25 protein-coding genes are annotated in these 21113 nt (G+C 67.3%); 11 read left to right on the forward strand and 14 right to left on the reverse strand.

Going from position 1 to position 21113, the window contains the following annotated elements; all coding sequences use genetic code 11:
• Positions 1–76 precede the first annotated feature (76 nt).
• The 3 genes from FL625_RS12000 to FL625_RS12010 are packed head-to-tail and all read left to right on the forward strand — an operon-like array spanning position 77 to position 2453.
• Positions 77–775 carry a DUF484 family protein gene (locus FL625_RS12000; protein ID WP_149588918.1) on the forward strand — a complete coding sequence of 233 codons (699 nt, stop codon included), beginning with the start codon at positions 77–79 and terminating at the stop codon, positions 773–775.
• The gene (locus tag FL625_RS12005; RefSeq protein ID WP_235019394.1) at positions 772–1698 is read left to right on the forward strand and encodes a tyrosine recombinase XerC; all 927 of its coding nucleotides are present in this window, start codon (positions 772–774) and stop codon (positions 1696–1698) included. Before FL625_RS12000 ends, FL625_RS12005 begins: the two co-directional genes overlap by 4 nt.
• A 50-nt stretch (positions 1699–1748) precedes the next feature.
• Positions 1749–2453 (forward strand): CDP-alcohol phosphatidyltransferase family protein, encoded by a 705-nt coding sequence (locus FL625_RS12010; protein WP_149588919.1) that lies wholly within the window; start codon positions 1749–1751, stop codon positions 2451–2453.
• A 92-nt stretch (positions 2454–2545) separates the two neighbouring features.
• Here the strand turns inward: FL625_RS12010 and FL625_RS12015 are convergent, their stop codons facing one another.
• From FL625_RS12015 to ileS, 4 genes are all read right to left on the reverse strand, one after another.
• On the reverse strand, positions 2546–3382 hold the full coding sequence (locus tag FL625_RS12015) for an EamA family transporter (RefSeq protein ID WP_149588920.1): 837 nt from the start codon (positions 3380–3382) through the stop codon (positions 2546–2548).
• A 165-nt stretch (positions 3383–3547) separates the two neighbouring features.
• On the reverse strand, positions 3548–3775 hold the full coding sequence (locus FL625_RS12020) for a DUF3253 domain-containing protein (protein WP_149588921.1): 228 nt from the start codon (positions 3773–3775) through the stop codon (positions 3548–3550).
• The gene (locus FL625_RS12025) at positions 3772–4233 is read right to left on the reverse strand and encodes a methylated-DNA--[protein]-cysteine S-methyltransferase (protein ID WP_235019395.1); all 462 of its coding nucleotides are present in this window, start codon (positions 4231–4233) and stop codon (positions 3772–3774) included. The genes FL625_RS12020 and FL625_RS12025 overlap by 4 nt, the downstream gene beginning before the upstream one ends.
• A 4-nt stretch (positions 4234–4237) precedes the next feature.
• A complete protein-coding gene (gene ileS, locus FL625_RS12030; RefSeq protein WP_149588922.1) occupies positions 4238–7153 on the reverse strand; it encodes an isoleucine--tRNA ligase in 2916 nt (971 codons plus the stop codon).
• 352 nt (positions 7154–7505) lie between these two features.
• On the opposite strand from ileS, the gene FL625_RS12035 reads away from it, so the two are divergent.
• From FL625_RS12035 to FL625_RS12045, 3 genes are all read left to right on the forward strand, one after another.
• Positions 7506–8660, forward strand: a complete 1155-nt coding sequence (locus tag FL625_RS12035; protein ID WP_149588923.1) for an FAD-dependent oxidoreductase — start codon at positions 7506–7508, stop codon at positions 8658–8660.
• A 100-nt stretch (positions 8661–8760) separates the two neighbouring features.
• Positions 8761–9585 (forward strand): hypothetical protein, encoded by an 825-nt coding sequence (locus FL625_RS12040; protein ID WP_149588924.1) that lies wholly within the window; start codon positions 8761–8763, stop codon positions 9583–9585.
• A 118-nt stretch (positions 9586–9703) separates the two neighbouring features.
• Positions 9704–10072: a DUF2237 family protein gene (locus FL625_RS12045; protein WP_149588925.1), complete on the forward strand. Its 369-nt coding sequence runs from the start codon at positions 9704–9706 to the stop codon at positions 10070–10072.
• A gap of 9 nt (positions 10073–10081) precedes the next feature.
• Here the strand turns inward: FL625_RS12045 and FL625_RS12050 are convergent, their stop codons facing one another.
• From FL625_RS12050 to FL625_RS12090, 9 genes are all read right to left on the reverse strand, one after another.
• Positions 10082–10618: a helix-turn-helix transcriptional regulator gene (locus FL625_RS12050; RefSeq protein WP_149588926.1), complete on the reverse strand. Its 537-nt coding sequence runs from the start codon at positions 10616–10618 to the stop codon at positions 10082–10084.
• A gap of 27 nt (positions 10619–10645) precedes the next feature.
• Positions 10646–11041: a hypothetical protein gene (locus FL625_RS18255; RefSeq protein ID WP_200833942.1), complete on the reverse strand. Its 396-nt coding sequence runs from the start codon at positions 11039–11041 to the stop codon at positions 10646–10648.
• Positions 11042–11131: 90 nt separating this feature from the next.
• Positions 11132–11584 (reverse strand): PepSY domain-containing protein, encoded by a 453-nt coding sequence (locus tag FL625_RS12060; RefSeq protein WP_149588927.1) that lies wholly within the window; start codon positions 11582–11584, stop codon positions 11132–11134.
• A 199-nt stretch (positions 11585–11783) separates the two neighbouring features.
• Positions 11784–13016 (reverse strand): tryptophan synthase subunit beta, encoded by a 1233-nt coding sequence (gene trpB / locus FL625_RS12065; protein WP_149588928.1) that lies wholly within the window; start codon positions 13014–13016, stop codon positions 11784–11786.
• 84 nt (positions 13017–13100) lie between these two features.
• A complete protein-coding gene (locus FL625_RS12070) occupies positions 13101–13769 on the reverse strand; it encodes a phosphoribosylanthranilate isomerase (RefSeq protein WP_149588929.1) in 669 nt (222 codons plus the stop codon).
• Positions 13769–14122 carry a LapA family protein gene (locus FL625_RS12075; protein WP_149588930.1) on the reverse strand — a complete coding sequence of 118 codons (354 nt, stop codon included), beginning with the start codon at positions 14120–14122 and terminating at the stop codon, positions 13769–13771. The genes FL625_RS12070 and FL625_RS12075 overlap by 1 nt, the downstream gene beginning before the upstream one ends.
• A 71-nt stretch (positions 14123–14193) precedes the next feature.
• Positions 14194–14475 carry an integration host factor subunit beta gene (ihfB, locus tag FL625_RS12080; RefSeq protein WP_149588931.1) on the reverse strand — a complete coding sequence of 94 codons (282 nt, stop codon included), beginning with the start codon at positions 14473–14475 and terminating at the stop codon, positions 14194–14196.
• Between the two features lie 174 nt (positions 14476–14649).
• Positions 14650–16329 (reverse strand): 30S ribosomal protein S1, encoded by a 1680-nt coding sequence (gene rpsA, locus FL625_RS12085; protein WP_149589000.1) that lies wholly within the window; start codon positions 16327–16329, stop codon positions 14650–14652.
• Between the two features lie 322 nt (positions 16330–16651).
• Positions 16652–17242, reverse strand: a complete 591-nt coding sequence (locus FL625_RS12090; RefSeq protein ID WP_149588932.1) for a (d)CMP kinase — start codon at positions 17240–17242, stop codon at positions 16652–16654.
• 330 nt (positions 17243–17572) lie between these two features.
• Between FL625_RS12090 and FL625_RS12095 the strand changes: the two genes are divergently transcribed.
• The gene (locus FL625_RS12095) at positions 17573–17779 is read left to right on the forward strand and encodes a cold-shock protein (protein ID WP_103258321.1); all 207 of its coding nucleotides are present in this window, start codon (positions 17573–17575) and stop codon (positions 17777–17779) included.
• Positions 17780–17819: 40 nt separating this feature from the next.
• Here the strand turns inward: FL625_RS12095 and FL625_RS12100 are convergent, their stop codons facing one another.
• Entirely contained in the window at positions 17820–18251 is a 432-nt protein-coding gene (locus FL625_RS12100; protein WP_149588933.1) for a hypothetical protein, read from the reverse strand.
• A gap of 260 nt (positions 18252–18511) precedes the next feature.
• Between FL625_RS12100 and FL625_RS12105 the strand changes: the two genes are divergently transcribed.
• From FL625_RS12105 to FL625_RS12120, 4 genes are all read left to right on the forward strand, one after another.
• Positions 18512–19258 carry a class II aldolase and adducin N-terminal domain-containing protein gene (locus FL625_RS12105; protein ID WP_149588934.1) on the forward strand — a complete coding sequence of 249 codons (747 nt, stop codon included), beginning with the start codon at positions 18512–18514 and terminating at the stop codon, positions 19256–19258.
• A gap of 116 nt (positions 19259–19374) precedes the next feature.
• Complete coding sequence (locus tag FL625_RS12110) at positions 19375–19578, forward strand: twin transmembrane helix small protein (RefSeq protein ID WP_149588935.1); 204 nt, start codon at positions 19375–19377, stop codon at positions 19576–19578.
• 2 nt (positions 19579–19580) lie between these two features.
• Complete coding sequence (locus tag FL625_RS12115) at positions 19581–20153, forward strand: cob(I)yrinic acid a,c-diamide adenosyltransferase (RefSeq protein WP_149588936.1); 573 nt, start codon at positions 19581–19583, stop codon at positions 20151–20153.
• A 198-nt stretch (positions 20154–20351) separates the two neighbouring features.
• Positions 20352–21113 (forward strand): electron transfer flavoprotein subunit beta/FixA family protein, encoded by a 762-nt coding sequence (locus tag FL625_RS12120; RefSeq protein WP_149588937.1) that lies wholly within the window; start codon positions 20352–20354, stop codon positions 21111–21113.

A 21113-nucleotide genomic window follows, 5' to 3' on the forward strand; every position in this document is an offset into this window, starting at 1 on the left:
TGTTGACTGTCGCCAGAACCCGCGGCTTCGGCCTATAGTCCCGGACACAGATGCAAGAACCGCCCGAGACCCGCCGATGATCGAACCCGACCTGCGCGCGCGCATCCTTGCCGAGCCGGAGCGCCTTCTGGACGACCGCGACGTGATGAACGCCCTCGTGGCCGCCAATGAACGCGCGCTCGGCGAGAATGTCGTGGACCTGCGCGGCATCGCCATGCAGCGGCTGGAGGCGCGGCTCGACCGGCTGGAGGACACCCACCGGTCCGTCATCGCCGCGGCCTACGAGAACCTCGCCGGCACCAACCAGGTTCATCGCGCGGTGCTGCAGATGCTGGAGCCCACGGATTTCGAGGCCTTCATCGCCAGCCTGACCGGCGAGGTGGCGCAGATCCTGCGGGTGGACCATGTGCGGCTGGTGCTGGAGACCTTGCAGGAGGACGGCGAGTCCGACCCGGTGCTGCGCCGGCTGGGCGAGGTGCTGCAGGTGGTCCCGCAGGGCTTTGTCGGCCATTACCTGACGAATGGCCGCAACGGGCCGGGGCGGCCGGTGGTGCTGCGCGCGGTCACGGGGCTGGCGGCGGCCTTCTACGGGCCGCGCGCCGACGACATCCGCTCGGAGGCACTGATGAAGCTGGACCTCGGGCCGGGGCGGCTGCCGGGGATGCTGGTCTTCGCCTCGGAGGATCCGAACCAGTTCAAGGCCACCCATGGCACCGACCTGCTGGCCTTCTTCGCCGGGGTCTTCGAGCGGGCGATGCGCCGGTGGCTGGGGTGAGCGACCCCTTCCTGCCCCCCGCGCTGGGGGCGGCGCTGGCGCAATGGCTGTCGCAGCTGGCCGCGCTGGAAGGGGCGGCGGCGAACACCATCGAGGCCTATCGCCGCGACGTGGCGCGCTATCTGAAGTTCCTGACCGCCCATCGCGGCGGGGCCGAGGGCATCGCCTCGGTCGCGCGCGCCAGCCAGTCCGACCTGCGCGCCTGGATGGCCGAGGAGCGCGGGCGCGGCCTGTCGGCCCGCTCGCTGGCCCGCGCGCTGTCGGCGGTCAAGGGCTTCACCGCCTGGGCGGCCGACCGCAGCGGGGCGGATGCGGCCACGGTCCTGTCGGCCCGCGCCCCGAAGTTCCGCCGCAAGCTGCCCCGCCCGCTGAGCGAGGAGGGCGCCGGGGCGATCCTGACCGAGATCGGTGCCGATGCGCGCGAGGACTGGATCGCCGCGCGCGACACGGCGATCGCCACGCTGCTTTACGGCCTCGGACTGCGGATTTCCGAGGCGCTGGCACTGACCGGCGCCGACCATCCGCTGCCCGGCGTGCTGCGGATCACCGGCAAGGGCGGCAAGACGCGGATCGTCCCGGTCATACCGGCGGCGGCGCAGGCGGTGGCGGACTATGTGGCCCGCTGCCCCTTCGAGCCTGCGCCCGACGCCCCGCTGTTCCGCGGCGCGCGAGGGGGCGCGGTGAACCCCCGCCTGATCCAGGCGGCGATGGAGCGCGCGCGCCTGCGCCTCGGCCTGCCCGCCACCGCCACGCCGCATGCGCTGCGCCACAGCTTTGCCACGCATCTGCTGTCGGCCGGGGGCGACCTGCGCGCGATCCAGGAACTTCTGGGCCATGCCTCCCTGTCCACCACCCAGGCCTATACCGCCGTCGATGCCGCGCGGCTGATGGAGGTCTATGAAAAAGCCCACCCCCGCGCCTGAGCCGCGCGGCCCCTGTTGCGCCCTGCCCTGTAATCGGCCATCAAGTCCCCATGAGTCCACACCTGAAAGCCCTGTCCGTCCACCTGCTGACCGCCACCGGTGCGGTGCTGGCGATGTTCGCCATGCTGGCCGCGGTGAAGGAGGACTGGAGCCTGATGTTCCTCTGGCTGGTGGTGGCGCTGATCGTGGACGGGATCGACGGGCCGCTGGCGCGCAGGTTCGACGTGCGGAAAAACTGGCCCACCTATGACGGGGTCCTGATGGACCTGATCGTCGATTACCTGACCTATGTCTTCATCCCGGCCTTCGCGCTGTTCCAGTCGGGCCTGCTGCCGGGCTGGACGGGATGGCTGGCGATCATCGTGATCTGCTACGGATCCGTGGTCTATTTCGCCGACACGCGGATGAAGACCAAGGACAAGAGCTTTGCCGGCTTTCCGGCCTGCTGGAACATGGTGGTGCTGGTCCTGTTCGCGACCCAGCCCAGCCAGACGGTGATCCTTCTGGTGGTGATCCTGTTGACGGTGACCATGTTCACCAACCTCAAGTTCATCCATCCGGTGCGCACGAGCCGCTGGTACGAGATCTCGCTGGCCGTCTGCATCGCCTGGATCGCGCTTGCGGCCTGGGCGGCCTGGTGGGATTTCCAGGAGGGACCGGTGGCCGAGTGGCTTCTGGTGCTGACCTCGCTTTACCTCGCGCTGGCCGGGATCGCGCAGCAGATCCTGCCCGAAGGGATCCGGCGGGTGCGCTGAGGGGCCGCTCGTCGGGGACTGCGTCCCTCCTCGCTGCACCTGCGCGCCTGCTCCCCGCGAGGAGAAGTCGAAGACGAACGACGAGCGCCGGTCTAGAGCCGGGTCAGGATCACCCCGGCAACGATGACCAGGGCGGCAACGGCCTTTTCCGCGTTCATCCGCTCGCCGAAGGCCAGCCAGCCGATCAGCACGGCGAAGAGGATCGAGGTCTCGCGCAGGGCCGCGACCACCGCGATGGGCGCGAGCGTCATGGCCCAGATCGACACCGCATAGGCGCCGTAGCTTGCCACCGAAGCGACCGTTCCCATCCGCCAAGCGTGCCAGCTCCGCGGGATCACGTCCCAGCCGCGCAGCGCCAGCATGCCGAGGGTGAAGAAAGTCCCGTCCGCGACGAAGACCCACGCCACATAGGCCGCCGGCGCGCCCGAGACCCGCGCCCCCATCCCGTCGATCAGCGTGTAGGTTGCGGTGGCGCAGGCCGAGCCGATGGCGAAGGGCAGAAGCCTGCGGTCCTCGCCGCTGGAAAAGACGCCGCGCGCCATCAGCAGGATCCCGGCGGCCAGCACGGCGATGGCCAGGTATTCCTGCCCGGTGACCGCATCGGCCAGGAAGACCGCGCCCACCAGCGCCACGATCATCGGCGCGGCGCCGCGGGCGATGGGATAGACCCGGCTCAGGTCGCCGCGGTCATAGGCATAGGTCAGGAAGAACTTGTAGGCGAAATGTGTGCAGCCCGCCGCGATCACCCAGGGGATCGCCGCAGGGTCGATGGCGGGGCTCAGCGTCACGACGGCAAGGCCGATCGGCACCTCGACGATGGACAGGATCACCATCCCGCCGACCTTGGAGGTGCCCAGCTTGATCAGCGCATTCCACAGCGCATGCAGGAAGGCCGCGCCAAGGACGGCCAGGAAGACGCCAAGGGTCAAGACGCACCTGTCATGAAACCGTTACCGACTGGCTAGGCCTTTGCGTGCGGCGCGACAAGCCGGGCGGTAAGTCCAGACTACCGGTTTCTGTAGACCACGCGATCGGCAAGGGCACCTCCTCTCGCCCGTGTGGGGAGGGGAGGGGGGAGGGCGCACCGGTCATAGTCACCGCAGCCGCAGCCGGATCGGCCCCTTTGCCTCGACCGGATCGACCTCGGCCCCGCCCTGGGTCGCCATGATCTCGGGCATGGTGGCGGCCACGGCTCGCACCTCCTGCATCAGGGGCCGCCAGTCCGCCGCCAGCGCCCTTGCCACCTCGGAGGGGCAAAGCGACCGGTCCCGCCCCCGGGCCAGGGCCAGATCGAGGATCGCGGCGCGGATGCGCTCGGTCACAGGAGTAGCGCCCCCTCATGGCGCAGCAATGCGGCCTTGGTCTCGACACCGCCCGGGGCGGAGAAGCCGCCGAACCAGCCGGTGCCGGTGACCCGGTGACAGGGGATCAGGATCGGCAGCGGGTTTGCCCCGCAAGCCTGCCCCACGGCCTGCGCCGGTGCGCCCAGCGCCTTGGCGATCTGGCCGTAGGTCCGGGTATCACCCATCGGTATCCCGGCCATCGCCCGGCGAACGGCGGCGTCAAGCCCCTCGCCCCAGTCCAGGGGCAGGTCGAACCGCGTGAGGCGCCGGTCGAAGTAGGCGCGCACCTGCCGCGCCGCCTCTTGCAGAAGCGGCGTGGAGTCGCCCGGGTCGTCGCGCCAGTCGAGGCCCGCGAGACGCCCGCCGCGCTCGACCAGCGTGACCGGCCCGAAAGGCGTCGGGACGGAGATCCGCGTAGGGTGGGCAATCCTGCCCACAGGCTCAGCCCAGCGCGTCGTTGCAGCGCTGGCAGGTGCCGGGGTGCCTGTGCGTGCCAACGTCGGGCAGAACCTTCCAGCAGCGTTCGCATTTCGCGCCCGCGGCCGGGTGGAACAGCACGGCCACCCCTGGCACATCGGCCAGCCGGAAGGCGCCTTCCGCCGGTTCGCCTGTCCGAAGGGTAAGGTCCGAGGTGATGCAGGTCTCGGCGAAATCGACGCTGCCGAGGATCGCGGCCATGGCGGGTGAGACGAAGACCTCGGGCGCGGCCTCGAGGCTGGCGCCGATCACCTTCGCGGTCCGCTGCACCTCGAGCGCCCCGGTCACCACCCGCCGCGCGTCGCGGATCGTGTCCCATTTCTCGGCCAACGCCGGATCGCGCCAGCTTGCCGGGGTCTCGGGGAAATCGACCAGGTGGACCGAGCTGTCCTCGCCGGGGAAGCGTTCCAGCCAGACCTCCTCCATGGTGAAGACGAGGATCGGCGCGAGCCAGGTGGTCAGGCGGTGGAAGAGCAGGTCCATCACCGTCCGGCAGGCGCGGCGGCGCAGCGCGCCGGGCGCGTCGCAGTAGAGCGCGTCCTTGCGGATGTCGAAGTAGATCGACGACAGGTCCGTGGTGCAGAAGGTGAAGAGCTTCTGGAACACGCCCTGGAAGTCGTAGGCGGCATAGCCCTTGCGCACCTCGGCATCGAGTTCGGCGAGGCGATGCAACACCCAGCGTTCCAGCTCCGGCATCTCGGCGGGCTCGACCCGCTCGGCCTCGGTGAAGCCCGACAGCGCGCCCAGCATGTAACGCATGGTGTTGCGCAGCCGCCGGTAGCTGTCGGCCACGCCCTTCAGGATCTCCTTCCCGATGCGCAGGTCCACGGTGTAGTCGGACTGGGCCACCCAGAGCCGCAGGATGTCGGCGCCGTAATCCTGGATCACCTCCTGCGGGGCGACGGTGTTGCCCAGCGACTTGGACATCTTCATGCCCTTCTCGTCGAGCGTGAAGCCGTGGGTCAGAACCCCGCGATAGGGCGCGCGGCCCTTGGTGCCGCAGGCTTGCAGCATCGAGGAATGGAACCAGCCGCGATGCTGGTCGGTGCCTTCCAGATACAGGTCCGCGATCCCGTCCGGGCTGCCGTCCTCGCGGTCGCGCAGGACGAAGGCATGGGTGGAGCCGCTATCGAACCAGACGTCCAGCACGTCATAGACCTGTTCATAATCCGACGGATCGACGATGCCGGACAGCACCTTTTCCTTGAATCCTTGCACATACCAGACATCGGCGCCTTCCGCCTCGAAGGCCGCCCTGATCCGGGCGTTCACCTCGGCGTTCTTCAGCAGGAAGTCCGGCGCATCCGGCCGTGCCCCCTTCTTGACGAAACAGGTCAGCGGCACGCCCCAGGCGCGCTGGCGCGACAGCACCCAGTCGGGCCGCGCCTCGATCATCGAATGTAGCCGGTTGCGACCCGTGGCGGGGGTCCATTCGACAAGCTGATTGATCGAGTTCAGCGCCCGCTTGCGGATCGTGTCGCCATAGGTGGACATCCCGTCATCGAGCGCCTTGTCGATGGCGACGAACCACTGCGGCGTGTTGCGGTAGATCACCGGGGCCTTGGACCGCCAGGAATGCGGATACTGGTGCTTGAACTTGCCCTTGGCGAACAGCGCGCCCGTGTAGGCCAGCTGCTTGATGACCGACACGTTCGCCGGTCCTTCCTTCCCGTCCGGGGTGATGATGTGCTGCCCGCCGAACAGCGGCAGGTCGGCGCGGTAGGAGCCATCGGCCTCGACGTTGTAGGTCATCGGCAGGCCGAACTTCACGCCCAGCTGATAGTCGTCGTCGCCGTGGCTGGGAGCCGTATGCACGAACCCCGTGCCGGCGTCGTCGGTGACATGCTCGCCCGGCAGCATGGGCACGTCGTAGTCCCATTCGCCCTTGCCGCCTTCGACGCCCCGGAAGGGATGCGCCATGACCATGCCCTTCAGGTCCGCCGCCGAGACGTCACCCAGCCGCCGCACCATCTCCGGCCCGACCAGCCTCGCCTGCCCGAACACCGCCTCGGCCAGCTTGTCGGCGACGATCACCCGATGACCGATGGTCGCGCTGCTGTCCTCGGGCCGCCCGATGATCTCGTAAAGCCCGTAGGCGATCTCGGGTCCGAAGGCGACGGCCCGGTTCTGCGGGATGGTCCATGGCGTCGTGGTCCAGATCACCACGTCCGTCGGCGTCCGGGTGAACAGCGCATCGCCATGGATCACCCGGAACCGCACCCAAACCTGATGCGAGGTATGGTCGTGATACTCCACCTCCGCCTCGGCCAGCGCGGTCTTCTCGACCGGAGACCACATAACCGGCTTCGAGCCCTGGTAGAGCGTCCCGTTCATCAGGAACTTCATGAACTCGTCGGCGATCACCGCCTCGGCGTGGTAGTCCATGGTCAGATAGGGCCGGTCCCACTTGCCGGTGACGCCCAGCCGCTTGAACTCCTCGCGCTGGACGTCGATCCAGCCCTCGGCAAAGCGGCGGCATTCCTGACGGAAGGCAACGGTGTCCACATCGTCCTTGTTCAGGCCCTTCGCCCGATACTGCTCCTCGATCTTCCATTCGATCGGGAGGCCATGGCAGTCCCAGCCCGGCACATAGCGCGCGTCGCGGCCCATCATCTGCTGGGACCGCACCACCATGTCCTTCAGGACCTTGTTCAGCGCATGGCCGATGTGCAGGTGGCCGTTGGCGTAAGGCGGGCCATCGTGCAGCACGAAGGGTGCGCGGCCAGCCGCGCGCTCCCGCAAGCGGTCATAGACCCCGATCCGCTCCCACCGGGCCAACCAGTCGGGCTCGCGCTGGGGAAGCCCCGCGCGCATCGGGAAGGCGGTCTCGGGCAGGAAGACGGTGTCGCGGTAGTCAACAGCGGCGGTATCGGCGCACATGGGAGGAGAACCTCAGGAATTCAGGGGCAGGTCGGCCCGTCACGGGCCAGCGGCAAGACGACGAACCCGGCCGGGCCTCAGCCCGCCGGGCAAGTAATTCGCGCGCGAAGAACCCGGCCCATCAGCATGGCGGCCTTATAGACAAAGGCCGCCGAAGGGTCCAGCCCGCCCCGATACCCATTCGCCTGTCTGCAAATATCCCGGGGGTCCGGGGGCAGCGCCCCCGCAGGCCGAGGAGGAGGCGAGGCCCGACGACGAGACGGGGGCTTGCGCCGCAAGGCGCTCCGTTCGGAAACCGCCCCGCGACACCGCAGCCCTTGCCAGAGCGAGACTACGCTGCCACCCATGCTCCATGACCTGCCGCATCGCCATCGCCGGGGCCGGGATCGGCGGCCTCGCCGCCGCAACCCTTCTCGCCCGGGAGGGCCACAGCGTCACAGTCTTCGAACGGTTCGAGACGCCGAGACCGCTCGGCTCCGGCCTGGTCGTCCAGCCCGTCGGCCTTGCCGTGCTCGATGCCATCGGCGCCGGGGACGAGGCCCGTCGCCTCGGCGCCCCGCTCACCCGGATGCTCGGCCACTCCGGGCGAAAGGTCGCGCTGGATGTCGCCTACCGACCGCAGGCACCCGGCCTTGCCATGCACCGCGCGGCGCTGTTCCACATCCTGTGGCAGACCGCCACCCGTGCCGGGGTCCACCCTGTCACCGGCCATACCGCCACCGGCACCCGCGCAACGCCGGACGCGATCCATCTGGTCACCGACCGGGGCGAGCTTGGCCCCTTCGACCTGATCGTCGACGCCTCCGGCGCGGGCTCCCGCCTTGCCCCCCTCACCGCCCGGGCGCTGCCGTTCGGCGCGGTCTGGGCCCATGTCCCCTGGCCCGCGACCGACCTTCCCCTGACCGAGCTGCGCCAGCGCTACCACCGCGCCTCGCGCATGGCCGGCATCCTGCCGATCGGGTGCCTGCCCGATGATCCGACGCCCCGGGCCGCCATCTTCTGGTCGCTGTCGGCGGCCGAGCTTGACGAATGGCCTGCGAAACCCCTGCACCGCTGGCAGGCCGAGGTCGCAGCCTTCTGGCCCGCGATGACCCCGTTTCTCGACCTGATCGCCGACAAGACCCAGCTTTCCCCGGCCCGCTACAGTCACGGGACGCTCCGCCGCCCCTACAGCCGGCGCCTCGTCCACATCGGCGACGCAGCCCACCGGGCCAGCCCCCAGCTTGGCCAGGGCGCCAACATGGCGCTGCTCGATGCCCAGGCGCTTGCCCGGGCCCTGCGCCTGCCGCTGGATGAGGCGCTGCCGGCCTACCATCGGGCGCGCCGCTGGCATCTTGGCCTCTACCAGGCCCTCTCGGCCGCCTTCACCCCGCAGTACCAGTCGCACAGCCGGCTGCTGCCGGTCCTGCGCGACCACCTGCTTGCGCCGCTGTCCCGGCTCTGGCCCTTGCCCCACGTGCTGACGGCGCTCGTCTCGGGCGACCTGATCCCCCCGCATCGCCTGTAGGCGGGTCCGGTTGCCCTCTTGCGGGGGTGCGGAGATCCCCACTCGACATCTCGGCCCACACGGGCTCAGGTTCCGGCATCCGCCCGATGGAGCCCTGCCCGTGTCGTTCCGCCCTGCCCTTGCCGCAAGCCTCGCCCTCGCCGTACCCGCGCTGGCCGAAGCCCCCCTTTCCTCGCAGATCCCCGGCCTCGACATCGTGGCACTGGATCGCCTGCCCGCCGCGCCGACGAAACCGGGGGATGTCGCGTTCTGCGAGCATCTGGCCATCACGCCCGGAACCGCGGCCGGACGCGCCGCACAGGCCCTTGGCTGGACGGTCACGGCCGAGATCCCGTTCGGCGACCTGACCGCCGTCAGCTTTGTCGGCAGCTTCGTGCAAGGCACTTCGGGCACCTGCCTGCGCCAGGATGGCAACGTCGGGTTCTTCCGTGGCGACCGCCTGACCGCACTGATCTACGCCACCGACGCGGAGCAGCTGCCGATCGGCTTTGTCGCACCCTTTGCCGACACCGGGCTCCGGCTCTGGTCGGGCGATTTCCTGCCGATGCCGCTTGCCGACATCCGGCCCCAGGGGACGGATGGCATCGCCGTCGTGCCGCTCGCCGCATCCGAGCCGGTCTGCAACGGGGCCGCCGAGGTGCCGCTGATCTACGGCCTTCCCATCGACATCGCACGCGAAAGGCTGGCCGGGGCCGGCTGGCAACCGCAGCCCCATGTCGGCGACCGGAGCGGCAGCATGGGCCTCGACGCCGAGATCGCCGCGCGTGGCGTGCCAGAGGTCGATGACTGTTCCGGCACCGGCTTCGGCTTTTGCGGCTATGCCTATGCCGGCCCGGCAGGCAGCCTCGGTGTCACCACCATGGGCGAATTCGGCGAGGACGGCAGCTTTCCGGTCGTCGCGGACTACGGGGTGGACTGTCGCTAGCCATCGGTTGAGCCTTCCTGATTGCCCGCAGACAACATATTGATTTCATTGGGGTGGGAGAGGCTGTCCACCGGGAACGCCACTGGACAGCGGCCGCCCGACCTGCCATTCTTTGCCGATGAAGCTTCCCTCGCTCAATGTCCTTGGCCAGCCGCTCGAGCCCTGCTCCACCGACCCGGTGACCGGCTTCTTCCGCGACGGCTGCTGCAACACCGGCCCGATGGACCGCGGCCTGCACACCGTCTGCGCGCTGATGACGGCCGAGTTCCTGGCGCTCTCGAAGTATCTGGGCAACGACCTGTCCACCCCTCGGCCGGAATACGGCTTCGCGGGGCTGAAACCCGGCGACCAGTGGTGCCTTTGCGCCAGCCGCTTCCTGCAAGCACACGAGGAAGGCGCGGCACCGCAAGTCAGGCTTGCAGCCACGCATCAGGCAACCCTGGCCGTGGTCCCGCTCGAGATCCTGCGGCAGCACGCCAGCGATTGACCTGTCAGCCTACTTGACCGGCACGGTGGCGTCCGGCGCGGCCTCCGGCATCGGGCGGATCGCCCCGTCGTCCCGCATGAGATCCTCGATGAACAGCGACAGAAGCTGCGGCCGCCCGGTCACTCCGGCCTTGCGATAGATCGCGTTGGTCTGCGCCTTCACCGTGCCCTCGCTGGTCGAGCGCAACTGCGCGATCTCGGCCGTCGACATCCCCTTGATCGCGAACAGTGCGACGTCCTTTTCCGAAGGGGTCAGCCTCCATTCCTCGAACCGTTCGCGCAGAAGGTCTGCGAAGGCACCTGATGCTCTCCGCAGCTGCTCCTCGGCCCGGTGCCGGTCGCGCAGAGCCCGCCGCAGCATGACCCCGCCAACCACCACGCCGAGGACCAGCCCGAAAGCCGCACCGATCTCCAGCGCCTCGCGCATCTCCCAGCTGATCGGAGTGCTGCGGATACCCACGACGGAAGACAGGATGTCGGACACGAAGAAAAAGGCGCAGAGCGCCTGAACCAACAGGATCGCGATGTATGGCGCGGCGCGTTTCACTCGGAAACCATGGAACGGCGGGCCCGATCAATCGTCATCATCGTCGTCGTCATCATCGTCGTCATCATCATCGTCGTCATCATCATCGCCGTCGTCGTCGTCACGGCCTCCGCTGCCGCTGCCGTCGCTACCACCGCTATCCCGATCGTCGATGATGGTGACGGAACTCTTTCCCGTGACCTTCGGGATCCAGAGGTCGCGCAGAATCTCGCCGGTCTTGGGATTGACGATGATTTCGCGGACGCCATCCCTGCGGCTGGCGATGATCCGGATGCGACCCAGAAGGGTCCGCTCCTCGCTGATGGAACGGAACCCGAGCCGGCGGAGCTGCCGCACGATGCTTGCGACAACCTCCTCGGCAAAAACGGGTGCCCCGAGGAAAACACCTGTGGCAATCCCGGCAAGAAACGCACGCCGTCTCATTCTTCCACTCCTGGGTCAGCCCCGGCAGTATGTGCGACGCCGAAAGCCCCGGCAATACCGGGGCTTTCCACCTGGACGGATCTGCAGGGTTCAGTCGTCGTCACCATCACCGCCCTTGCCGCCGTCATCATCGTCGTCATCGTCATCATCGTCGTCATCGTGGTCGTCAGACCTGTCGTCGTCATCGGACTCGTCGTCATCGGATCCGTCGCGGCCCTTCCGACCGCGGTCGCCATCATCGTCGAAGTCGTCCCCGGACATCCGCACCTTCGAGCCGGTCCGGCCCTGATCCCTGGAGTCTGCGGCCTCTTCCTCGCTCTTGATCACCTGCATCGTCTCGTTGTCGTAGACGACCTCGATCTTGACGCCGCCCTTGATGGCCTCGACCTTGGTCTGCTTCGGGCCGACCGTGACCTCGACATAGCTGAAGCCTTCGGCCAGATACTGGTCAGCCAGCGATTGGCCTTCGACGGCAGCAAAGGCCGCGCTGGCGGACAGGACAGCGGCGGCGGTGTAGCAGAGCAACCTGGTTTTCAGTTTCATGATGGATCTCCTCGGATTGTTTCCCTCGCACCGGCAAACCGCGATAGCCGCCGGGTGCATGAGATCCGCAATGCCGCAGCGGATGGTCCAAGGCCATTTGCCGGGGGTTTAGTCCCGGCCTCGTAATCATTCCGTTGGTTGGCCTAAACGATAGTTTATGCCGCAGACCCGGCCTAGGCGGGCCGGGCTGCTCTGGTGGTCAGACCTTCATCTGCACGCCCAGGTGCTTGGCCACGGTGAAGATGTCCTTGTCGCCGCGCCCGCACATGTTCATCACGATGATCTTGTCCTTCGGCAGCGTCGGCGCCAGCTTCATGACCTGAGCGAGAGCGTGCGACGGCTCCAGTGCCGGGATGATTCCCTCAAGCTTGCAGCACAGCTGGAACGCCTCCAGCGCCTCGGCATCGGTGATGCTGACGTATTCGGCGCGACCCACGTCATGCAGCCAGGCATGTTCCGGCCCGATTCCCGGGTAGTCGAGACCTGCGCTGATCGAGAAGCCTTCAAGTATCTGCCCATCCGCATCCTGCAACAGGTAGGTCCGGTTGCCGTGCAGCACGCCGGGCCGCCCGCCGGTGAGGGATGCGCAATGCTCCATACGGTCATCCACGCCCTTGCCGCCGGCCTCCACTCCCACGATGCGGACCGAGGGATCGTCGAGGAAGGGGTAAAAGAGGCCCATCGCGTTCGACCCGCCGCCGATGGCCGCGACCACCACATCCGGAAGCCGCCCCTCGCCCTCCTGCTCGGCCAGTTGCCAGCGCACCTCCTTGCCGATGATCGACTGGAAGTCGCGCACCATGGCCGGATAGGGGTGGGGACCGGCAACGGTGCCGATACAGTAGAAAGTGTCGCGGACGTTCGTCACCCAGTCGCGCAAGGCATCGTTCATCGCGTCCTTAAGCGTGCCGCGCCCCGAGGTCACCGGGATCACCTCGGCGCCCAGAAGCTTCATGCGAAAGACGTTCGGCGCCTGGCGTTCCACGTCATGCGCGCCCATGTAGACCACGCATTTCAGCCCGAACTTGGCGCAGACCGTGGCGGTGGCCACACCATGCTGGCCCGCGCCGGTCTCGGCGATGATCCGGGTCTTGCCCATGCGGCGGGCCAGGATGATTTGGCCCAGCACGTTGTTGATCTTGTGCGCGCCGGTGTGGTTCAGCTCGTCGCGCTTCATGTAGACCTTGGCGCCGCCCAGATGTTCGGTCAGCCGGGGCGCGAAATACAGGGGCGAGGGCCGGCCGACATAATGCTTCCAGAGGTCGTCCATCTCGGCCCAGAAGGTCGGGTCGGTCTTGGCGTGGTTGTAACGCTCTTCCAGTTCCAGGATCAGCGGCATCAGCGTCTCGCTGACGAAGCGCCCTCCGAAGAGGCCGAAGCGGCCCGCCTCGTCCGGTCCCGTCATGAAGCTGTTCAACCCGTCCTCGGCCATGCTGCACCCCCGTTGCTCCCTGAGGGATGTAGCGCCATTGCCTGATCGGGAAAAGCCGGAGTTTTCGAAAACTCCGGCGCGGCTTCAGCGCAGGATCGGCACGCCGCCCTTCACGCCCTGGGCCGCCTCGACGAATGCGGCGATCCGCGCGGCATCCTTCACCCCCGGCGCGCTTTCCACGCCCGAGGCCACATCGACCTGTCGCGCTCCCGTGCGCTGGATGGCCTGCCCGACGTTTTCCGGCGTCAAACCGCCCGCCAGCATCCAGGGCTTCAGCCACTTGCGTCCGACCAGAAGCCGCCAGTCGAAGGTCAGCCCGTTGCCCCCCGGCAGGACCGCCCCCTTGGGAGCCTTGGCGTCCACCAGGATCTGATCGGCGACCAGCTGGAAGTCGAGAAGCCCCGCGAGGTCGGCCTCTTCGGCCACGCCGATCACCTTCATCACCGGCAGGCCGTAGCGGGCCTTCACCTCGGCCACACGCGCAGGCGTCTCGTGACCGTGCAGTTGCAGCATGTCGAGCGGGACCTCGGCCACGATCGCATCCAGCGTTGCGTCATCGGCATCGACCACCAGCGCGACCTTGCACAGCCCGTCCGGCGCGACCAGGGCCAGCGCCCTGGCCTGTTCGGGCGTGACATGACGCGGCGACCTGGGGAAGAAGTTGAAGCCCGCATAGGCCGCCCCGGCCGCGGCCGTCGCAGCGACATCGGCGGGCGACTTCAACCCGCAGATCTTGACGCGGACATCCCGCATCACCGCTTTTCCAGGAGCGCCAGCACCTCGTCCTTCGGCGGGACCGAGGTGGCATCCTTGAGCACCGCAAGTTCCCGCTCCAGCCGCGCCACCTCGCGCGCCTTCTGGCTGGCGGTGGCGCGGTGGCCGTGTTCGCGGAACCATTCCCAGACGAAGCCGATCAGCACCCCCGCGATGATCGCGGCGAAGATCACCAGGAACAGCGGCAGCTCCATCCCCCAGGTCAGCCCGGTCAGCGCCGCCAGGTCGGGCGGCAGCAGGCGCACCGGCACCGCTGTCCGGTTCGCCAGCGCGACGGTCAGCAGGCCAAGGCCGAGAAGGCCCAGGAAGATCAGTCGAAGATAGCGGATCATGCCAAGCGAGCCCCAGGGGTTCCGCAGTCACTATCGGCCCGAACCGCCCCGGGTGCAAGGCATAGGGCCGTCTACTTGCCGTTCAGCCGGTCACGCAACAGCTTGCCGGTCTTGAAAAAGGGAACCTTCTTGTCCTCGACCTTGACCGCCTCGCCCGTGCGGGGGTTGCGGCCGACGCGCGCGTCACGCGCCTTGACCGAGAAGGCGCCGAAGCCGCGAAGTTCCACCCGATCGCCCTTGGCCAGCGCCTCGATGATCTCCTCGAAGACCGTGTTCACGATCCGCTCGACATGCCGCTGGGTCAAATGCGGGTTCTCATCCGCGATCTTCTGGATCAGTTCCGAACGGATCATCCGTAGTCCCCCCTGTGGTTCGGTCGCTGGCAGGCGGCCGCCACGCTGTTGTTCTGGCAGGACTATAGCGGCAGGATTTGGCTTCGGGCAAACAAAAACGGGGACTTGGCGCAAAGGAAAAGGCCCCGCTAGCGGCGGGGCCTTTCCATTCAATCGCAAGTTCGGCTACCGTCCTCAGCGGCGGTCCTTCAGGGCCGCGCCCAGGATGTCGCCCAGCGAGGCGCCCGAATCGGACGAGCCATACTGTTCGACGGCTTCCTTTTCTTCGGCGATCTCGCGCGCCTTGATCGACAGGCCCAGCTTGCGGGTCTTGGGGTCGATGTTGGTCACGCGGACATCCACCTTGTCGCCCACCTGGAAGCGCTCGGGCCGCTGGTCGGCACGGTCGCGGGCCAGGTCGGACCGGCGGATGAACGACTTCTGGCCGTTGTATTCCACCTCGATCCCGCCGTCCTCGATCGCGCTGACGGTCACGGTGATCACCGCGCCGCGCTTCACGCCGTCAACGGCTTCCGAGAAGGTGTCGTCGCCCAGAGCCTTGATCGAAAGCGAGATGCGCTCCTTCTCGACATCCACCTCGGTGACCGCGGCCTTGACCACGTCGCCCTTGCGGTAGTTCTGGATCGCTTCCTCGCCACGCTGATCCCAGCTGAGGTCGGAGAGATGCACCATCCCGTCGATGTCGTTCTCGAGCCCGACGAACAGACCGAATTCGGTGATGTTCTTGACTTCGCCCTCGATGGCCGACCCGATCGGGTGGTTCTCGGCAAAGACTTCCCACGGGTTGCGCTGGGTCTGCTTCAGGCCAAGCGAAACACGACGCTTGGCGCTGTCGATTTCCAGAACCATGACGTCAACCTCCTGCGAGGTCGAGACGATCTTGCCGGGGTGCACGTTCTTCTTGGTCCAGGACATCTCGCTGACATGGACCAGGCCCTCGACGCCGGCTTCCAGCTCCACGAAGGCGCCGTAGTCGGTGATGTTGGTGACGCGGCCCTTGTGGACCGAACCGATGGGATACATCTTCTCGACGGCATCCCACGGGTCGGACTGAAGCTGCTTCATGCCCAGCGAAATGCGGTGGGTTTCCTTGTTGATCTTGATGACCTGAACCTTGACGGTCTCGCCGATCGACAGGATTTCCGACGGATGGTTGACGCGGCGCCAGGCCATGTCGGTGACGTGCAGGAGGCCGTCAACGCCGCCAAGATCAACGAACGCACCGTATTCGGTAATGTTCTTGACCACGCCATCCACGACCTGGCCTTCGACCAGGTTGCCGATGACTTCGGCGCGCTGTTCGGCGCGGCTTTCCTCCAGGATCGCGCGGCGCGAGACGACGATGTTGCCGCGGCGACGGTCCATCTTCAGGATCTGGAACGGCTGCTTCATGCCCATCAGCGGGCCGGCATCGCGCACCGGACGGACGTCAACCTGCGAACCGGGCAGGAAGGCCACGGCGCCACCCAGGTCGACCGTGAAGCCGCCCTTGACGCGGCCGAAGATCGCGCCCTCGACACGCTGCTCGGCGGCATAGGCTTTTTCCAGACGGTCCCAGGCTTCCTCGCGGCGGGCCTTTTCCCGGCTGATCTGGGCTTCGCCGCGGGCGTTTTCCACGCGATCCAGATAGACCTCGACGGTGTCGCCCACGTTGATGTTCGGGGCCTCGCCGGGGTTTGCGAATTCCTTCAGGTCGATGCGGCCTTCCATCTTGTAGCCGACATCGATGATGGCCTGGCCCGCCTCGATGGCGATGACCTTGCCCTTGACGACAGTGCCCTCTTCGGGGGTGTCGATCTCGAAGCTTTCCTTCAGGAGGGCTTCGAATTCGTCCATGGATGCTTTAGCGCACATGTAGATCAGTTTCCTTTTCATCTGTTTCACTGGCCAGACGGTTGGCTCCGCCGGTCTTGGCCCCGAACGAAAAAATCCTTCCGTCCGGCAAACCGGCGGCTGGACGTCCATTCGGGATGGGCGCGCTATAGTTGGAAATCCGCGCCGGGGCAAGGGAAAGCCTGACCTGGCGCCTCAGCCGGCGCCGTCCGGCCCGGATGACGGCGGATCGTCGCCGCCGCCTCGCCCGGACGGAAAGAGAAACGCCACCCCGTCAGCCTCCTGCCTTTGCCGTTCGGCGCCGGACTGCCGCATCCCCCCGCGCCTGCAAACCCGGGCTGCCTCAGCGCGGCGGCAGCCGGTCCGCCACGACCGCGCAGGCCGCGGCCACGGCCTCGTCGATCCCCATGGCGCTGGTGTCGATCAGCACGGCATCCGCCGCCGGTTTCAGCGGAGCATCCGCCCGGCCCATGTCGCGGGCATCACGTTCCTTCACCTCGGCCAGGACGCGCGCCTCGTCGCCCCCGACCTCGAGCCAGCGGCGATGCGCGCGGACCTCCGGGCTGGCGGTGACGTAGAGTTTCACCTCGGCCTCGGGGCAGATCACCGTGCCGATGTCACGGCCGTCGAGGACCGCCCCGCCCTCGGCCCTTGCGAAGCGGCGCTGGAAGTCGAGCAGCGCCGCGCGCACCTCGGGAATTGCAGCGACCCGGCTGGCGGCCTGCCCGGCCTGAAGCGTGCGCAGGTCGTCGCGGGCAAGGTCCTCGGGACGCAGCGCGCGCGCGGCGGCGACGGGATCGCCGCCGATGACGCCGACCGCGCGATAGAGGAGGCCCGTGTCGAGGTGCCGGAATCCGAAGCGGTCCGCCACGGCACGGCCGATCGTGCCCTTGCCGGCCGCCGCCGGCCCGTCGATTGCCACCGTGAAGATCATCTTTCCCGTCCCTGCGCCCCTGTCCGGCGGCGGATGCCTCCGGCGGGAGTATTTCGAAAAGGGCAAGCCGAAAAGAGGTTTCGCACGCAGCAGGCGGCAAGACAGGCCCGACGGTTTTCAAGCCGTTGATATCATTATCCGGAATCGGACGCCCGGCGGGGTTATCCGCAGTTTGCCGCTTGGAATCGAAGGCGGTTTCGCCTATGTTCGGCCTGCGACGTTATCTTTTCGACCACTGTCTCCGACCATCGGCCACAGCAATCGACTACAGCTGACGGGGCCAAGCCGCCGCACTTCCGCGGGCGGGCATACTAGACAGGAGACTTCACGATGGCCAAGGGCACCGTGAAATGGTTCAATGAAACCAAAGGCTACGGCTTCATTGCCCCGGAAGGCGGCAAGAAGGACGTGTTCGTGCACATCACCGCGCTGGAACGCGCCGGGCTGCGCAGCCTGAAGGACGGCCAGCCGGTCACCTTCGATATCGAAGCCGGCCGCGACGGGCGCGAATCCGCGACCAACCTGGCTCTCGCCTGAGCCGATCGTTCGGGGGCGGTCCGCCGCCCCCGGCACCCCGTCAGTTCATGGTGACGGCCGCCCGGTCCCGCAGGACATGGTCGAAGCCGATGCGGAAACTCGCATCCGAGACGTCGTCGGGCAGGCAGACCGCGGTGCGGCGCCCCAAGGGATAGACCGGCACGTCGAAATCCCGGCTGACGAGCATCACCCGCATCTTCGCATCGCCCGCGATCAGCGCCGAGATCGCCTGTTCGGCCCCGGCAATCCCGCCGAATCCGTCGCAGTCCATCACGAAGAGATCGTAGCCGAACCGATCGTTCAGGATCCCGGCCACCGCATCCTCCAGCACGTTCGCGACATCGACCTGGCTGCCATAGCCGGCTAGGCGCTGCGCTGTGGGGCTGTCGCTCTGATCCGTCAGCAGCATCACCCTGACACCCAGGGTGTGCGAGGCGATGTTCTGGCGGTTGGTCTGGATGAAAGTCTGCACGCGCACTCCTCCAATATCCCTTGCCAGTGACATCAACAATGCGGAGAGCTTTTGCCGGAATAAAGGAAAGTTGCAGGAAAATCCCCGTTAACCTGCCACATTCAAGCCAGAGTTGCCCTCCGCGGCCCTCTGCTGCACTTCCTGGTTGAGAACCGGGTCCGTCCAGTAGCTGTGATCCGGACACTCAGTCTGTTAACCTATTTCGCGGGGAAAAGCAGCCCTTTGTCTGCTGAAGGTCCGATTCGCGGCGAGGGGACGTCATGAACCGTCACATCAACCTGACACATATCGATCTGCGGCAGGATCTGGCGGCCGCGTTCCGCTGGGCGGTGCGGCTGAACCTGCACGAGGCGGTGGCCAATCATTTCTCGCTGGCGGTGAACCCGGAGGGCACGCGGTTCCTGATCAATCCGAACGGGCGGCATTTCAGTCGGATCACCGCCTCGTCCCTGGTCGAGATCGACGCGAACGACCCCGCGACCATGCGTCGCCCTGACGCCCCCGACCCGACCGCCTGGGGCCTGCACGGCGCGATCCACCGTGCCTGCCCCCACGCGGTCTGCGTGATGCATGTCCATTCCGCCCATGCCACGGTCCTGGCCAGCCTCGCCGATTCGCGCTTGCCGGCGATCGACCAGAACACCGCGATGTTCCACAACCGGCATGTGGTGGATGACCATTACGGCGGCATGGCCTTCGAGGCCGAGGGCGAACGCTGCGCGCGGCTTCTGGCAGACCCGAAGATCACCGCCATGGTGATGGGCAACCACGGCGTCCTGGTGATCGGGCGGACCGTGGCCGAGGCCTTCAACCGGCTCTACTATTTCGAGCGTGCGGCCGAGACCTACATCCGGGCGCTGCAGACGGGGCGCCCCCTGCGCATCCTGCCCGAGGAGATCGCCGAGAAGACCGCCCGGGAATGGGAGGACTATCCGGGCTTCGCCGCGGCGCATCTGCGCGAGCTGCGGGCGATCCTCGACGCCGAGGATCCCGGCTACGCCGACTAGCGGGGCGGGGAAGCCCAAGATTTTTCGCCGAAAAATCTTGGGCCGGGCGACGGCGGAATTTTCGGCTTCGCTTTTGGGTCTCGCTGGCCTAGATCACCGCAAAAGGGAGTGCGCCCATGCTGTCCGATCCGCTGTTCATCTTCGCCGCCGTGGCCTGTTTCGTGGTGCTCGGCATCCTGTTGTTCGGGATCGGCACCTTCGCCCGGGGCGGCGAGTTCAACAAGCGCAACGCCAACCGCATCATGCGCTGGCGGCTGGGGGTGCAGTTCGTGGCGGTGGTGGCCATCGTCGCCTTCGCCTGGCTCCGCGCGAGGGCCTGAGCATGGTCGTCCTGTCGAAGATCTACACCAAGACCGGCGATGCCGGCGAAACCGCCCTGGGCAACGGCGCACGGGTCGCCAAGCATTCGCTGCGCGTCTCGGCCTATGGCACGGTGGACGAGACCAATGCCACGGTGGGCCTCGCGCGGCTGCATGCCAGCGGCGAGATGGCCGAGGCGCTGACGCGGATCTCGAACGATCTTTTCGACCTTGGCGCCGATCTCTGCACGCCCGACCGGCATCTGGACGCGACCCTGTCCTACACGCCCCTGCGGATGATCGAGGGACAGGTCACCCGGCTGGAACGCGAGATCGACGCGATGAACGACCGCCTGACGCCGTTGCGCAGCTTCATCCTGCCGGGCGGATCGGTGCTGGCGGCGCAGCTGCACCTGTGCCGCACCGTCTGCCGCCGGGCCGAGCGCCTGGTGGTCGAACTCGCCACGATGGAGGACGTGAACCCCGAAGCGGTGCGCTATCTCAACCGCCTGTCGGATTGGTTCTTCGTCGCCGGGCGCATCGCCAACGACGACGGCAAGGCCGATGTGCTCTGGGTACCGGGCCTGACCCGCTGATCCGCCGGGCGCGGGCCAAAATTCTTCGGCGAAGAATTTTGGCGGTCGGCGCGGCGCTGATCGCCCCGGACGATCAAAACGCGGCGTCGCGTCGCGCCAACCTGTCGCATTTGCTCTGTTGCGAAGCCCGTCCTTCCGGTAACAGGCGGGCAGCGGCTTGCGCGCCCCAGGGGCGCGCATCGGATAGGGAGTGCGGCCATGAAGGTATTGGTCCCGGTCAAGCGGGTGATCGACTACAACGTCAAGGTGCGGGTCAAGGCGGACGGCTCGGGGGTTGACCTCGCCAACGTCAAGATGAGCATGAACCCCTTCGACGAGATCGCGGTGGAAGAGGCGATCCGCCTGAAGGAGAAGGGCGTGGCGACCGAGGTCGTCGTCGTCTCGATCGGCGTCAAGCAGGCGCAGGAAACGCTGCGCAACGCGCTGGCCATGGGGGCGGACCGCGCCATCCTGATCGAGGCCGCAACGGATGTGCATACCGACATCGAGCCCCTGGCCGTGGCCAAGCTCCTGGCCGCCGTGGTGAAGGAAGAGGCGCCGGGTCTGGTGCTTTGCGGCAAGCAGGCCATCGACAACGACATGAACGCCACCGGCCAGATGCTGGCCGCTCTGCTGGGCTGGAGCCAGGCGACCTTCGCCAGCGAGATCGCCATCGAGGGCGACAGCGCCAAGGTCACCCGGGAAGTGGACGGCGGTCTGCAGACCATCGCGGTGAAGATGCCGACGATCATCACCGTCGACCTGCGCCTGAACGAGCCGCGCTATGCGAGCCTGCCGAACATCATGAAGGCCAAGGCCAAGCCGCTGGCCACCAAGACCCCGGCCGATTACGGCGTGGATGTCTCGCCGCGGCTGTCGGTGGTCAAGACCGTGGAGCCTGCGGGTCGCAAGGCGGGCGTGAAGGTCGGTTCGGTGGCCGAACTGATCCAGAAACTGAAAGACGAAGCGGGGGTGATCTGA

This window comes from Tabrizicola flagellatus (genome assembly GCF_008271465.1).
Classification (GTDB): Bacteria; Pseudomonadota; Alphaproteobacteria; order Rhodobacterales; family Rhodobacteraceae; genus Tabrizicola; species Tabrizicola flagellata.